The sequence below is a fragment of the Nocardia sp. NBC_00565 genome, from assembly GCF_036345915.1.
In the GTDB taxonomy this organism is placed as follows: Bacteria; Actinomycetota; Actinomycetes; order Mycobacteriales; family Mycobacteriaceae; genus Nocardia.
In genome coordinates, this window is sequence record NZ_CP107785.1 from 2,089,751 (window position 1) to 2,103,290 (window position 13,540).

General features: G+C 67.8%; 15 protein-coding genes. 10 read left to right on the forward strand and 5 right to left on the reverse strand.

The genetic code is table 11. The annotated features are described in order from the left end of the window. Positions 1-69: 69 nt before the first annotated feature. Positions 70-507 carry a hypothetical protein gene (locus tag OG874_RS10110; RefSeq protein WP_330254853.1) on the forward strand — a complete coding sequence of 146 codons (438 nt, stop codon included), beginning with the start codon at positions 70-72 and terminating at the stop codon, positions 505-507. A 9-nt stretch (positions 508-516) separates the two neighbouring features. Next, complete coding sequence (locus OG874_RS10115) at positions 517-906, forward strand: PPOX class F420-dependent oxidoreductase (RefSeq protein WP_330254854.1); 390 nt, start codon at positions 517-519, stop codon at positions 904-906. A 35-nt stretch (positions 907-941) separates the two neighbouring features. Here OG874_RS10115 and OG874_RS10120 read toward each other — a convergent pair whose 3' ends face one another. From OG874_RS10120 to OG874_RS10130, 3 genes are all read right to left on the reverse strand, one after another. Next, positions 942-2,345, reverse strand: a complete 1,404-nt coding sequence (locus OG874_RS10120) for a metallopeptidase TldD-related protein (protein ID WP_330257244.1) — start codon at positions 2,343-2,345, stop codon at positions 942-944. A gap of 5 nt (positions 2,346-2,350) precedes the next feature. Continuing rightward, a complete protein-coding gene (locus OG874_RS10125) occupies positions 2,351-3,880 on the reverse strand; it encodes a TldD/PmbA family protein (protein ID WP_330254855.1) in 1,530 nt (509 codons plus the stop codon). 132 nt (positions 3,881-4,012) lie between these two features. Continuing rightward, positions 4,013-4,783, reverse strand: a complete 771-nt coding sequence (locus tag OG874_RS10130; RefSeq protein WP_330254856.1) for a glucose 1-dehydrogenase — start codon at positions 4,781-4,783, stop codon at positions 4,013-4,015. A gap of 87 nt (positions 4,784-4,870) precedes the next feature. Here OG874_RS10130 and OG874_RS10135 point away from each other — a divergent pair, with 87 nt between their 5' ends. Next, entirely contained in the window at positions 4,871-5,188 is a 318-nt protein-coding gene (locus tag OG874_RS10135; RefSeq protein ID WP_330257245.1) for an ArsR/SmtB family transcription factor, read from the forward strand. A 76-nt stretch (positions 5,189-5,264) separates the two neighbouring features. After that, entirely contained in the window at positions 5,265-5,918 is a 654-nt protein-coding gene (locus OG874_RS10140) for a helix-turn-helix domain-containing protein (protein WP_442943325.1), read from the forward strand. Between the two features lies 1 nt (position 5,919). On the opposite strand, the gene OG874_RS10145 is transcribed toward OG874_RS10140, so the two are convergent. After that, entirely contained in the window at positions 5,920-6,687 is a 768-nt protein-coding gene (locus OG874_RS10145; RefSeq protein ID WP_330254858.1) for a TSUP family transporter, read from the reverse strand. 77 nt (positions 6,688-6,764) lie between these two features. On the opposite strand from OG874_RS10145, the gene OG874_RS10150 reads away from it, so the two are divergent. From OG874_RS10150 to lnt, 6 genes are all read left to right on the forward strand, one after another. Next, entirely contained in the window at positions 6,765-7,940 is a 1,176-nt protein-coding gene (locus OG874_RS10150; RefSeq protein WP_330254859.1) for a sensor histidine kinase, read from the forward strand. Between the two features lie 42 nt (positions 7,941-7,982). Then, the gene (locus OG874_RS10155; protein WP_330254860.1) at positions 7,983-8,642 is read left to right on the forward strand and encodes a response regulator transcription factor; all 660 of its coding nucleotides are present in this window, start codon (positions 7,983-7,985) and stop codon (positions 8,640-8,642) included. Between the two features lie 84 nt (positions 8,643-8,726). After that, on the forward strand, positions 8,727-9,209 hold the full coding sequence (locus OG874_RS10160; protein WP_330254861.1) for an FxsA family protein: 483 nt from the start codon (positions 8,727-8,729) through the stop codon (positions 9,207-9,209). 246 nt (positions 9,210-9,455) lie between these two features. Beyond that, positions 9,456-9,722, forward strand: a complete 267-nt coding sequence (locus tag OG874_RS10165) for a hypothetical protein (protein ID WP_330254862.1) — start codon at positions 9,456-9,458, stop codon at positions 9,720-9,722. Positions 9,723-9,775: 53 nt separating this feature from the next. Beyond that, positions 9,776-11,374, forward strand: a complete 1,599-nt coding sequence (locus tag OG874_RS10170) for an amidohydrolase (RefSeq protein WP_330254863.1) — start codon at positions 9,776-9,778, stop codon at positions 11,372-11,374. A 171-nt stretch (positions 11,375-11,545) separates the two neighbouring features. Continuing rightward, positions 11,546-13,225, forward strand: a complete 1,680-nt coding sequence (lnt, locus tag OG874_RS10175; protein ID WP_330254864.1) for an apolipoprotein N-acyltransferase — start codon at positions 11,546-11,548, stop codon at positions 13,223-13,225. Positions 13,226-13,307: 82 nt separating this feature from the next. Here lnt and OG874_RS10180 read toward each other — a convergent pair whose 3' ends face one another. Next, positions 13,308-13,502: a hypothetical protein gene (locus OG874_RS10180; RefSeq protein WP_330254865.1), complete on the reverse strand. Its 195-nt coding sequence runs from the start codon at positions 13,500-13,502 to the stop codon at positions 13,308-13,310. Positions 13,503-13,540 lie beyond the last annotated feature (38 nt).

Below are 13,540 nucleotides of genomic sequence, written 5' to 3' on the forward strand. Positions count from 1 at the left end.
CTGCTTTGGCCGGGCCGGAATCCCGGGTCGATCTATCACGCGCTCAAACAGCTGAGCCAGGAGGGCAAGTTGAGCGCGTTCGGAGTCGAGGGGAGCAGCCAGGGACCGGGCCGGACCCTGTTCGAGCTGACCGAGGCGGGGGAGGACGAGTTCCGCAAACTTATGGACGCGGCGCTGGTCAGCGTCGATATGGAGGAACTCGGCGCGGGTATCGCCTTCATGGACGCGCTCCCCAGCGTGCACGTCATCGAGAAGTTACGCGAACAACGCCGCAACAGTGCGGCAGTCCGCGACGACCTGCTCGCGATGATCCCGACCTTTCCGGGCCGCTACGAGCCGCCGCATGCGACCGATCTGCTCGAGCTCTGGAGCGGGGTGTTCGACAATCTGGCCACTTGGACGGGCGGCATCCTCGCGCGGCTGGAGGCGGGGGAGTATCGGATGGCGGACGCCGAATCCCGCGGTTGGCGACCGCATGACGAGCCCGCACCGGCGAACCCGGACTAGGCTGCCCTCATGACGACGACGCTCGAGGCGCTCGGCAAGGCCGACTACGTGCTGCTGACCACCTTCCGCAAGAACGGCACACCGGTCGGCACCGCGGTGTGGGCCGCCGAAGCCGACGGCAAACTCTATGTCTGGACCGAGACCGAGAGCTGGAAAGTGAAGCGCCTGCGCAATAATCCGGCCGTCACCTTGCAGCCGTGCAGTCCGTCGGGTAAGCCACGTGGCGAGGTGATCGAGGGCACCGGCGTGGTACTCGACGCCGAGGGCACCGAACGCGTCCGCAAGCTGATCAAGCGCAAGTACTGGCTGCTGGGTCCGCTGTTGGTCACGGCCAGCGTCATTCGCCGCGGCAAGTCCGGCACCATCGGCCTCGAGATCACACCGGCCGCGCAATCGTGAGTGTCGGGCTCCACGGAGCCCGACACTCAGCGAGCTCAGGTCGCCTGGCTGACCGATGACATGTGGAAGTCCGGAATTCGCAACGGCGGCATGGCGGTTCGGGTGAACCAGTCCTTCCATTCGCGGGGCAGGGTGGTCTCGGTGGCGCCCGCCTCGGTGGCGCGTCGGAGCAGGTCGATCGGGCTCTCGTTGAACCGGAAGTTGTTGACGGCCGCGGTGACCTCGCCGTTCTCGACGAGGTAGACCCCGTCGCGGGTGAGGCCGGTGAGCAACAGCGTCGCCGGATCGACTTCGCGGATGTACCAGAGCGTGGTCAGCAGCAGGCCGCGCTCGGTGTTCGCGATCATTGTGTCGAGTGTCGTCCCCGACCCTCCGGTGAGTAGCAGGTTCGCACCGGGAACCGTTGCGGTGGCACCGAATTCGGCGGCGGTGGCGCGCGGGTAGACGAGAGATTCGATGACGCCCGCACGCAACCAATCGACGCGTTCGGCCGGCATGCCGTTGTCGAAGACCGACAGTGACTCCGAGGACGAGGGCGTCGCGACGAACGGGCGGTATTCGAGTCCGTCGGCGCTGGGATCGGAGAAGAGCGTCAGCGGAATCGCACTGAGCCGCTCGCCGATTCGGGTGCCGCCCGCCTTCGCGAAGGCATTGTGACCTTCGTGTGCCCCCCGGCCTTCCATGGACCAGGCCAGGTAGATCATCAGATCCGCGACCGCCGAAGGCGGCAGCAGGGTTTCATAGCGCCCCGCGGGCAGATCCACCCGGCGCTTGGACCAATCCAGTCGCCGCGACAGCTCACTGAGCAGACCGGGCACGTCGACATCGGTGAAGTCCGCGGTGCCGACCCCGACCCACGCACTCGCCAGATCCGTGCCCGCGCTGCGCTTTCCATTGATCTCCACCGAACCCGTCGGCTGCACGAAGCGACGGCGGATGCCGGTGGAGGTGCCCAGCCAGGTGGTGTGCATCTGGTGGTGCGCGAAACCGTAGAGCCGGTCGGTGCCGTCGAATCCGCCCGCCAGATCCCGCGCCACCTCGGTGAAGACCTCGATGCCGGTGCTGCCCGGCGCGGATGCCCAATCGGCGGTGTCGTTGCGCGCGCCCGGCACGCCGTCGGCGCCATCGGGCGTCAGCAGCGGCATCGCGTCCTTGGCAGGTTCGGCGGTGCGGGCTGCGTTCTCGCTGGCCCGGACCACCGCCTCGATATCGGCGGGGTCGACGCTGGTGGAGCTGACGCTGCCGACGCGTGCGGAGTTCGGGCCCTCGCGGAAAATCGAAATGACCGCCCAGTCACGGGAGATCGAGGAACCGTTGGTGGTCATCGAGTTGCCCGCCCAGCGCAGCGACGCCTCGTGCGCGTCGGTGACGATCACCATCGCCTCGTCCGCGCGCGAGAGCGCCAGCGCCTGCTCGACGACCGCGCCCGCCGGCGTCATCGGATTCACGCCCCTGCCTCCGTCCGGGTGTTCAGAATATTGATGCCGCGCACCAGGACCGCCGGGCAGCCGTGGCTGACCGCCGCGACCTGGCCGGGTTGGGCCTTTCCGCAGTTGAACGCGCCGCCGAGCCGCCAGGTGGACGGGCCGCCGACCGCCTCCATCGAACCCCAGAAGTCGGTGGTGGTGGCCTGATAGGCGACATCGCGCAGCTGGCCGTCGAGCTGGCCGTCGCGGATGCGGAAGAAGCGCTGACCGGTGAACTGGAAGTTGTAGCGCTGCATATCGATCGACCACGACTTGTCGCCGACGATGTAGATGCCGTTCTCGACTCGGGAGATGAGTTCAGCGGTGCTGGTGTCGTTGTCGGGGTCCGGTTGCAGCGAGACGTTGGCCATGCGCTGGATCGGCACATGGTGCGGGGAGTCGGCGTAGGAGCAGCCGTTCGAGCGATCCAGGCCCAGGCGCGGGGCGAAGACGCGGTCGAGTTGGTAGCCGACCAGCACGCCGTCGCGGACCAGATCCCAGCGCTGCCCGGCAACCCCCTCGTCGTCGTAGCCGACCGAGGCGAGGCCGTGCACCTCGGTGCGGTCACCGGTGACGTGCATGATCGGGGTGCCGTACCGCAGCGTGCCGAGTTTGTCCGGCGTGGCGAACGAGGTACCCGCATAGGCGGATTCGTAGCCGATGGCGCGGTCGTATTCAGTGGCGTGACCGATGGATTCGTGGATGGTCAGCCACAGATTGGTCGGGTCTATCACCAGGTCGGTCGGACCCGCTTCGACGCTGGGCGCCTTCACCTTCTCGGCCAGCCATCCCGGGATCTGCGTGAGTTCCGCACTCCAATCCCAGATTCCGTCCGCGCCGGTGACGTACTCCCATCCGCGTCCCGCCGGGGCGGCGAGGGTGCGCATGGTCTCGAAGACGCCGGCTGCGGCGTCCACCGTGATCGCCTCGAGCTGCGGATGCAGGCGCACCCGCTGCTGGGTGATCGCGGAACCGGCGGTGTCGGCATAGAAGGTCTGTTCCTTGACCTGCAGTACCGAGGCGGTGACGTGGTCGACGCCGCCGGCGGCGGACAGCCGCCCCGAATAGTCCTGCAGCAGTGCGACCTTGTCGGTGGTCGGCACCGTGAACGGGTCCAGGTCGTAGGCCGAGACCCAGTGCGCGTTGTCGTAGCGAGGTTCGTCGGCGAGTTCGACGCGTTCGCGATTGAGGGCACGCAGGGTGGTCGCCACCGTGACCGCCCGGCGCGCCACCTCGGCGGCGGTGTCCGGGGTCAGCGCGGCGTGCGAGGCGAAACCCCAGGTGCCGTCGACGATCACGCGCACGGCGAAGCCGAGGTCGGTGGCATTACTGATCGCCTCGACCCGGCCGTCGCGCAAGCGGATCGACTGGGTGACCAGCCGGTGCACCCGCAGATCCGCGTGCTGGGCGCCCGCCGCGCGCGCCGCGGACAGCGCGGCGTCGGCGAGCGCGTGCAGTGGTAACGCAAGGAACTCGGCGTCCACATCTTTGGATGTCGCGATGCTCACCCGACCAAACGTAGTCGGTTCGGTGAGCGAGCGCCGCTTCCCGCGCGCTGGCGCAGACCATGTCGTCGGGTATCGGCCGCGCCACCGCACGAAATGCCCGGCGGTGCACGAAATGCCCAGCGCTGTGGTGATTCAGACCATGGCCCCGGGGGTGGCGGTGACCAGGCCGCCGTCGATGAGCAGATCCTGTCCGTTGATATAAGACGCCTCATTGGATGCGAGGAAGGCGACCGCGGCGGCGACGTCGTCCGAGGTGCCGATGCGGCCCGCGGCCACCGCCGCGACGGCGGCGGCCTGGACTTCCGCAGAAGCTTCGGCATAGAACGCCGGGGTCGCGGTGTAGCCGGGGCTCACGGAATTGACCCGAATTCCCCTGGGTGCCAGTTCGGCCGCCAGCGTGCGGGCCAAGTTGTGCACGGCGGCTTTGGTCGCCGAGTAGAGGGCCGCGCCCCGCCCGCCCCGATGCAGTGCGAACGACGCGTTGATCACGATCGCGCCATGGTCGGCCAGCAGGGGCAGGGTCTTCTGGATGGTGAAGAATCCGGCCTTGAAGTTGGTATCGACGACGCGATAGAACTCCGCCTCGGTCACATCGGTGAGCGGCTGGAACGCGCCGATGCCCGCATTGGCGAACACCACGTCCAGCCGTCCGTAGCGGGCCTCGATCGCGGCGGCCAGCGCATCGAGATCGGCGAGATTCGCGGCGTCGCCTGGTAGTGCGAGGACACGGTCCCCGCCGTCGAGCTCTTCGACCGCCGCGTCGAGGCGAGTCTTGTCGCGCCCGGTGATGACTACATATGCGCCCTCGGCGAGCAGTCGGTGCGCGGTGGCCAACCCCATGCCGCTGGTGCCGCCGGTGATGAGCGCGATCTTGTCGGCGAATCGGGAACTGTGCGCGGGCATGGCACGACCTTTCAGAGAGTTGTATTGTTCAAATACTTACGAACAGTTCGGCTGTATGTCAACAATCGAGCTATTCTGGTTCGCGTGATGACGGCACATCCCGAGCGCACTCAGATCCAGTTGGCGAATGTGCTTGCCGCCATGGGTAGTCCGCTGCGGCTGCGCATCGTGCGCGTGCTGGCGGACGGGGGCGAGCACACCTGCGGCTCGATCGTGGACGGGGTGGCCAAGTCGAATCTGACGCATCACTATCGGGTGCTGCGCGAAGCGGGGATCATCTGGCAGCGGCCCTCCGGCCGGGAGACACTACAGTCGTTGCGCCGCGACGATCTCGACGCCAGGTTTCCCGGTCTGCTGGACGCGCTGATCGATGCGGCGTGCCTGGAGGCCGCCGCCGAAGTTTGATCACGGTTTGGCCGCACGGCGCGCGTGAAAGTCGTGCTTACCATACCCAAGTGGCGTTATGCCGTACTGTGCCCGCGTGCCGCCATCCGCCCTCCGCGATCGTAAACGGGAACGTACCCGCCGCGCCCTCCTCCAGGCAGCCGTCGAACTTTTCGAGGACAGAGGTTATGAGGAGACCACGGTGGCCGATATCGCCGCCGCGGCGGAGGTCGGAACCCGCACGTTCTTCAACTACTTCGCCAGTAAGGAAGAGTTGCTCTTTCCGGAGCAGGACGAACGGGTCCGCGCCGCGGTCGCGGCGATCGCCAGCCGTCGGCCCGGCGAGCGGCCGGTGGAAGTGCTGTTGCGGGCGTTGCGGGCGGCGGGCGACAACCCTGGCGAACACCTCGTCGACAATCTGAGCGCGCGCATTGCCGCACTGCGCGCACAGGTTTCGCGCACCGTGCCCGCGGTGAGCGGTCGCGCCGCGTACGCGCAACTGGTCGCGCAGCGCGAGATCGCGCGGCAGTTGCATATGGCGTTTCCCGCCGAATTGGACGAGGTCGGCGCGGCCGCGCTGGTCGGTGCGGTGGTCGGTGCGGTGTCCGGTGCGCTGACCGTGCTGTTCCAGAGTCCGATCGACGGCGCGGACGGGGAGCGGCTGCATCGCCGGATCCACGAGACGACCTCGCGGGTGCTGCGACCATGGCTCGCGTCCAACACCACCATGCACACCGAAACCGTGCACTGATTCAGCCGAACTGCTGCCAGCCCAATCGGATAACCATGCCGATGACCACCACGAGCAGCACGACGCGCACGAACTTCGCGCCGTTGCGTAAGGCCATGTGGGAGCCGATGATCGCGCCCGCCACATTGCCGACGGCCATAGCTGCGCCGAGCGCGAACATGATGTGGCCGGTGACGCCGAAGAAGATCAGCGCGCCGAAGTTGGACCCGCAGTTGATCACCTTCGCCATCGCCGCCGCGCGGACGAATTCGGTGCCGAGCAGGGTGGCGAAGGTGATGATGAGGAATGTGCCGGTGCCGGGGCCCAGTAGTCCGTCATAGAAGCCGATCAGTCCGGCCGCCAGCGCGATGACGAGTATGACCTTGCGTCGGGTGGGTGCATGGGTGGCCATAGTTATGCCGATCGACGGGCGCAGCGTGACGAACACGGCGACCCCGACCAGCACCACCATCACGATCGGAATGAACAGGTCGCGATCGATGAGCGATACGGCGGCGGCGCCGGTGGCCGCGGTCACCGCCGCGATCGCCGCCGCGGGCAGCAGCGTCCGCCACTGCATCGGGACCTTGCGCGCGAAGGTGATCACCGATGCGCTCGTGCCGGCGACCGCGGCGAGTTTATTGGTGCCGAGCGCGGTCTGCGGGGCGATGCCCGGCGCGACGAGGAACAGTGTCGGCAGGATGATCAATCCGCCGCCACCCACCACCGCGTCTACCCAGCCCGCGGCGGTCGCGGCCGTTAGTAAGGCCGCCCAGTCTGCAAAATCCACCCGGTCAGCCAAGCAGATAACATGCGGGCTCGGCCGGGCGGCATCCGGCGGCTTCGGTCACACCTAGGCTGATGGTCGTGCGTCGGTTCAGCCTGTGGCTTCGCGGAAAGCCCCTCATCTCGGATTCGATACTGGCCGCCGCGCTCATGCTGCTCGAGATTCTCGGCGTCGGCAATTCCGATCAGAAACTGGCGTATCTGGGGATCGGCCTCCTGCTGCCGGGGCCGGTGGCGTTCCGGCGGCTGTATCCGCGGGCCATGGCGGCCGCGATGCTCGGGCTCTCGATCGCCTCGACGCTGGTGAGTTACGCGTCCGGGGACAAGGCCGATCACATCGCGCTGTTCGGGCTCGGCATCATGCTGTACACCCTGGTCGCATATGTCGGCCGTCGGGAAGCCCTGTGGTACGCGCTGGGTCTGGTCGCAGACAGCACCCTCTCATTTCTGTTGCTGCACAAGCCGGCTGGTTCGGATCTGATCTTCACCGCGATGTTCTACGCGCTGTGCTGGACCTTGGCCGAGTTCATCGGCGCGCGGCATGCTTACGACCAGGAGGTGGCGGCTCGGCTGGCGGTCGCCGACTACGATCGGGAACGCCGCGCCCACGATGCCGTCGCCGCCGAACGCACCCGTATTGCCCGCGAACTGCACGATGTCGTCGCGCATGCGGTGAGCGTGATCATCGTGCAAGCCGACGGCGCGAAGTATGCGCTGCGCCGCGATCCCGATGTCGCCGAGCGGGCGCTGACCACGATCGCGGGCACCGGCCGGGAGGCGCTGCGCGAACTGCGCCGCACCGTCGCGTTGCTGCGTATCGAACACGCACCGGATCAATTGCCGCAGCACGGCACCGCTGGTCTGGCCAAGGTGGTGGAGATGATGCGCGATACCGGTCTGGCGGTGGAACTCGAAATGACCGGTGAGCTCGACGACATCACGCCCGAGGTGAGTCTGGGCGTGCACCGCATCGTGCAGGAGTCGCTCACCAATACGCTGCGACATGCGGGTTCGCACCCGAAGGCGTGGGTGCGGGTGCAGCGCCGGGACGACGATGTGGTCATCGAGGTCACCGATTCCGGTGGGGTGCCGGTGGAGCAGGCCGCGAGTCCGATCGAGGGGGGCGGGATGGGGCTGGTCGGCATGCGCGAACGGATCGCCGTGCTCGGCGGCACGCTCGAAGCCGGTCGGATGCCCGACGGCGCGTGGCGGGTGCACGCGACGATCCCATTGGTGCGCGGCGGCGAAATCTGTTAGCGGGTGCGGAAACCCGCTGGACGGTGCCGTTAGATTGGGGTCGTGCCGATTACCGTTCTCGTTGTCGACGACCAGGAACTCATGCGTATGGGTTTGAAGATGGTGCTCGGTGCGCATCCGGACATCGATGTGATCGGGGAGGCCGAGAACGGGGCCACCGCCATTGCACGGGCCAAGGAATTGCGGCCGGATGTGGTGCTGATGGATGTGCGGATGCCGGTGGTCGACGGCGTCTCGGCCACCCAGCGGATCGTCGAGGCGGGCGACGGCTGCAAGGTGCTGGTGATGACCACCTTCGATCTCGACGAACATGCGCTTGGCGCGCTGCGGGCGGGGGCGAGCGGGTTCCTGTTGAAGGACACGCCGCCGGAGGATCTGGTCTCGGCGATCCGGAGCGTGGCAGGCGGTGACGCGGTGGTGTCGCCGAAGGTGACCAAGCGGCTGCTGGACCGGCTCATCGCCGATGATCCCGGCGGGATGCGCGATCCGGTGGTGCTCGAGGTGCTGACCGCGCGGGAACGCGAGGTACTCGAGCAGATCGCGGCGGGGCGCTCGAACGCGGAGATCGCCGAGCAGTTGTATCTGTCCGAGGCGACCGTGAAGACGCACGTCGGGCGGGTGCTCACGAAACTCGGTCTGCGCGACCGGGTTCAAGCGGTGGTGCTGGCGTACGAGACCGGGTTGGTTCGGCCGGGCGGATGAGATCTCAGCGAGCTATCAGGCGGGATCGGGAGAAAAATCGGCGACCGCGACGTTGAACCGGGTAGATCGTCCGAAAGGATCGCCATGCCCGCCGTACTGTTCGTGCTCTACGTCATCGTCGAGATCGCCGCGCTGATCGGCGTCGGCTCGCTCATCGGGGTGATGCCGACCATCCTGTTGCTCATCGCCGGTTCCGCGGCGGGCATGCTGCTCATCGGCTCCCAGGGCCGACGCGTCTTCGAACAGTTCCGCCGTGCGGGCCGCGGCGAAATCGAGCCGGGCACCGCCGTCGCCGATGGCGCGCTGGTCGCCGCGGGCGGGTTCCTGATGTTCATTCCGGGTCTGGTCACCTCGTTCGTCGGGCTGCTCCTGCTGCTGCCGCCGACCCGGTTCCTGGTCCGGCCGCTGGTAGCCGCCTTCGCCGCCCGGCGGTTCGGCCGTCTGGCCGCGGCCATGCCGTATCGAGGCGTGATCATCGATGGGGATGACGTCGTCGACGGCGTCGTGGTCACCGAGTGGTACGACGACCCCCGGCCGTCCACCCGGCCTGCGCTCGGGCGCGGCTGATCCCGCCGCCGCGTGGCCGGGAGTGTACTGAACGTCGCTCCGGTCGCCCGGAGCGGCCGCGGTGCGAGGAGACGAATGGCCGCAGCGCCCGCTGCTGTGCTGAATCAGCGGGCCGCAGGATTTACGAAGGAATGGGCGCTCAGGCCAATCCCTCGCACCATCAAGAGTGTGCCACTGCCGTAAACCGTGCTAACTATCACCGTCGTGCCCATTTCGTGAGACGGGGCGAAGGACTAAGGTGGCCGGATGGCGACCGAAGAGCTCACCGTCACGGTGAGCGAGGAGCTGGCGGCGGCGGTCAGGCAGGCCGCGGCGGCTGCGGGACAGTCGATTTCCGGATTCACGGCGGCGGCGTTGCGGCTGGAACTGATCGCGGTGGAGGCGGGCATGCGGGCCGCGCCCGATCGCGGTGGCGCGCCACCGAAGTATGCGGAGGTCATGGCGGTGCTCGCGGAGCCCGCGGACGTCTCGTTGCGGGCGGACTCGTTCGAGCGACCCGCAAGCGGTCGCTGACAACGCTGTCCGACTTGTAGGACTGAAACGCGCATACGGCAGACTGGTCGATCGTGAGTACCCAGTTGCTGATCGGCGGTCGTTTCTACAGTTCGAGTGCACCCGACGCGACGGCGATGGCCGTGACCGACGGCACGGTGGTGTGGCTGGGCGCCGAGCAACCGGGACGCGCGCTGCATCCCGATGCCGAGATCACCGACCTGGACGGCGCATTCGTGGCGCCCGCGTTCGTCGATCCGCACGTGCATGTGACGGCGCTGGGACTGAAGCTGACCGGACTCGATCTGTCGACGGCACGATCGCTGGCACAGTGCCTGGAGCTCTTACGCGCGTTCGCGGCTGCGCATCCCGATGGCGCGATCCTCGGCGACGGCTGGGACCAGACCGGCTGGCCCGAGGGTCGTCCGCCGACGATCGAGGAGATCGACGCGGCGGTGCAGCCGGGTCGACAGGTGTACCTGTCGCGGGTGGACGCGCATTCGGCGGTGGTGTCCACGGCATTGCTCGACGCGGTACCGACGGTCACCTCGGCGGCGGGATTCACCCGCGGTGAACCGCTGCGCGCCGCAGCACATCACCTGGTGCGCGGTGCAGTCCTCGCGGGATTGGATCGCGCGCAACGGGATCGGGCGCGCAAGGCGGCGCTGGATTCGGCTGCCGCCCACGGCGTCGTCGCCGTGCACGAATGCGGGGGACCGGAGATCGCCGGGCGCACCGATATTCGCGAACTGCTCGAGTTCGAGCACGGCGTCGAGGTCCGGGCCTATTGGGGTGCGGCGGTGCGCAGCGCGGGCGAGGCGCGCGAACTGGTCGCCGAACTCGGCGTGCACGGGCTCGGCGGCGATCTGTTCGTCGACGGATCGATCGGCTCACACAGCGCTCGGTTGCGTGCGCCGTACGCCGACGCCGCCGGAACCGGCTTGGGCTACCTCGACGCCGACAGCATCGCCGCACATGTGCGCGCCTGCACCGAGGCAGGCATCCAAGCCGGATTCCACGTCATCGGCGATGCCGCGATGGACGCGGTCGTCACCGGAATCGGGCAGGTCGTCGACGCGCTCGGCGTGCCGGCCGTCGCCGCGCGTGGACACCGAGTCGAGCACGCGGAGATGATCGATGCGAATCAGATCGCCGAACTGGGTTCCTGGGGTGTAATCGCCAGCGTCCAACCGGGTTTCGACGCGACCTGGGGCGGACCCGACGGTATGTACGCCACCCGCCTCGGCCCCGAACGCGCCGCCACACTGAATCCCTTCGCCGCCATGGCCGCTGCGGGCATCGCCCTCGCCATCGGCTCGGACGCTCCCGTCACCGCGCTGGATCCCTGGTCCGCGATCCGCGCCGCCGTCAATCACCGCACCTCCGGCCACGGCCTGTCACCCCGAGCAGCCTTCGCCGCCGCCACCCGTGGCGCCTGGCGCGCCGGCGGCATCCGCGACGGCATCGCGGGCACCCTCGTCCCCGGCGCCCCCGCCTCCTACGCGATCTGGGACGCCGCCGACCTCGTCGTGGCCGCGGCCGCCGACACCGTCCAACGCTGGTCCACCGACCCCCGCTCCCGAGTCCCCGGCCTCCCACCCCTCGACCCCGCCGCGGACCTCCCCACCTGCCTACGCACTGTCCACCGCGGAGTGACCATCCATGAGGCCTGAAACGGCTCCGATCCCCGTCCCACGCTCGCATTCCCGGTGCGACGGAGCCGAATTCGTGACGAAATCGCCGAATCTGGCCCGACGGCCCCGAATCCGGCGCGCTGTTCCAGGTGTCGCACCCGAACGACGTACCGGCCGTATTCGCACGGATGAACCGAAGGGCGAGCGGTGATGAGTGACGGAGCCGGGGTGCGGCGCGTGGCGGCGGTGTTCGCGAAGTATCCGGTGTCGAGCCGGTCGGTGGCGGCGGTGCTGGCTGGTCTGCTGATCTTCGGCAGCTTTCCGCCGCGGCCGTTCTGGTTTCTGGCGCCCATCGGGGTCGCGGTGCTCACGTTGGTCGTGCGCGGTGCCGGGCGGCTGCGGGGTGGGTTCGGGTACGGGTTCTTGGCCGGGCTCGGGTTCTTCGTACCGTTGTTGCCGTGGACCGGGATCTATGTGGGGCCGGTGCCGTGGCTCGCGCTGTCTACGGTGTGTTCCTTATATATAGGCCTATTCGGGCTGCTGGCACGGTTGTTGTTCGTGCTGCGGGGGTGGCCGCTGTGGATTGCGCTGGCCTGGACGGCTACCGAGTGGCTGCGGTCGAGTTTTCCGTTCGGCGGATTTCCCTGGGGCCGCCTGGCATTCGGTCAGGCGGACGGGTGGTACCTGTCGCTCGCGATGGTCGGCGGCGCGCCGCTGATCGGATTCGCGGTGGCGCTCACCGCAACCGCCGCGGCGGCGGTTCTCATGGCACTGTGGGCGCGCACGGCGGGTGCCTCGTCCAGTGTCGTGTCCGGCCGTCCCGCGTCCACCCGACTCGGCATTATCGCCGCGGCAGCGACGCTGGTTGTCGTCCCGGCCACCGGAGTGATCCTGCGGACCGCGCTGCCCGGCCCGGCGGAGGGCGACCGGATGATCACGGTCGCGGCCATCCAGGGCAGCGTGCCGCGGCTCGGCTTGGATTTCAATGAGCAGCGGCGCGCTGTGCTGGACAACCATGTCCGGCGCACCGAGGAGTTGGCACGGGCGGTCGCCGACGGACGGGCACGCAAGCCGGACGTGGTGATCTGGCCGGAGAATTCGTCCGATATCGATCCATTGCGCAATGCCGACGCGGCCGCGGAGATCACCGCGGTGTCCGAGCAGATCGGCGCCCCGATTCTGGTCGGCGCGGTGCTGGTGAACGATGACCGCACGACAACGAACTCGGTCATCGTCTGGAACGGTGCGGCCGGGCCGGCGGAGCGGCACGACAAGAAGATCATCCAGCCGTTCGGCGAGTACTTGCCGATGCGAAGTTTCTTCCGTCTGTTCTCGGAATACGCCGACCGCGCTGGATACTTCGTGCCCGGTCACGGTGATGGTACGGTCCACGCTGGCCCTTTCGAGCAACCTGCGAGCAGTCGCTACGGCGACGGAGTCGATATCGGCGTAGCGACCTGTTATGAGGTCGCCTTCGACCGTGCCTTCCGCGATTCGATGCACGCTGGCGCTCAACTGCTGACCGTACCCACCAATAACGCCACTTTCGGCGACAGTGAGATGACCTATCAGCAGTTGGCCATGTCTCGCGTCCGCGCGGTCGAACACGGCCGCGCCCTTGTCGTCGCCGCCACCTCGGGCGTCAGCGCCATCATCACCGCCGACGGCACGGTCCAGCAGGAGACCCCGAAGTTCGTCCCCGCCGCACTGGTCGCCGAACTTCCGTTGCGGGACAACATTACGATTGCGACTCGATTCGGCCACGCGCTGGAACTCCTCTCCGTTATCCTGGCCGCTGCTGCTGTGGTGGTCGCAGCAATCCGGCGTAGAAATGCCCGCGGCGGGAGCGCGACCGACCGGGATGCCACCGTGGACCAGCCTGTCGGCTGAGCTCCGCGGACCGCTGTGGGCGGCGAACGAGGCTTCCTAATAACCGAACATTGAGTATGTTTCGGGGCCGGATAACCGGTGTTCACCCTGCCTCGCGCCCCCACATGGCGTTTGCCAGACTATAGCCGAGGTTGTCGCCCGTTGTCGTTGCCGCCTGCATATCTGGCGTTTCTACTGGCATATCTGACCAAATCGGCTGATTTGCATGAAGGTAGCCCGCGAAAGTCCCCCGCTGCCAACGGCGTTCAATGTGAAACAAATCCGCATCGCTGGCCATCCGCCGCATCCGATGCTCCGAATCAATGGGCGTGGATC

Bases quoted from the DNA above. Each gene is read 5' to 3' on its own strand.
- OG874_RS10115 (WP_330254854.1), top strand. From the start codon at position 517: ATGACGACGACGCTCGAGGCGCTCGGCAAGGCCGACTACGTGCTGCTG.
- OG874_RS10120 (WP_330257244.1), bottom strand. From the start codon at position 2,345: ATGACGCCGGCGGGCGCGGTCGTCGAGCAGGCGCTGGCGCTCTCGCGC.
- OG874_RS10130 (WP_330254856.1), bottom strand. From the start codon at position 4,783: ATGCCCGCGCACAGTTCCCGATTCGCCGACAAGATCGCGCTCATCACC.
- OG874_RS10135 (WP_330257245.1), top strand. From the start codon at position 4,871: ATGACGGCACATCCCGAGCGCACTCAGATCCAGTTGGCGAATGTGCTT.
- OG874_RS10160 (WP_330254861.1), top strand. From the start codon at position 8,727: ATGCCCGCCGTACTGTTCGTGCTCTACGTCATCGTCGAGATCGCCGCG.
- OG874_RS10165 (WP_330254862.1), top strand. From the start codon at position 9,456: ATGGCGACCGAAGAGCTCACCGTCACGGTGAGCGAGGAGCTGGCGGCG.
- lnt (WP_330254864.1), top strand. From the start codon at position 11,546: ATGAGTGACGGAGCCGGGGTGCGGCGCGTGGCGGCGGTGTTCGCGAAG.
- OG874_RS10180 (WP_330254865.1), bottom strand. From the start codon at position 13,502: ATGGCCAGCGATGCGGATTTGTTTCACATTGAACGCCGTTGGCAGCGG.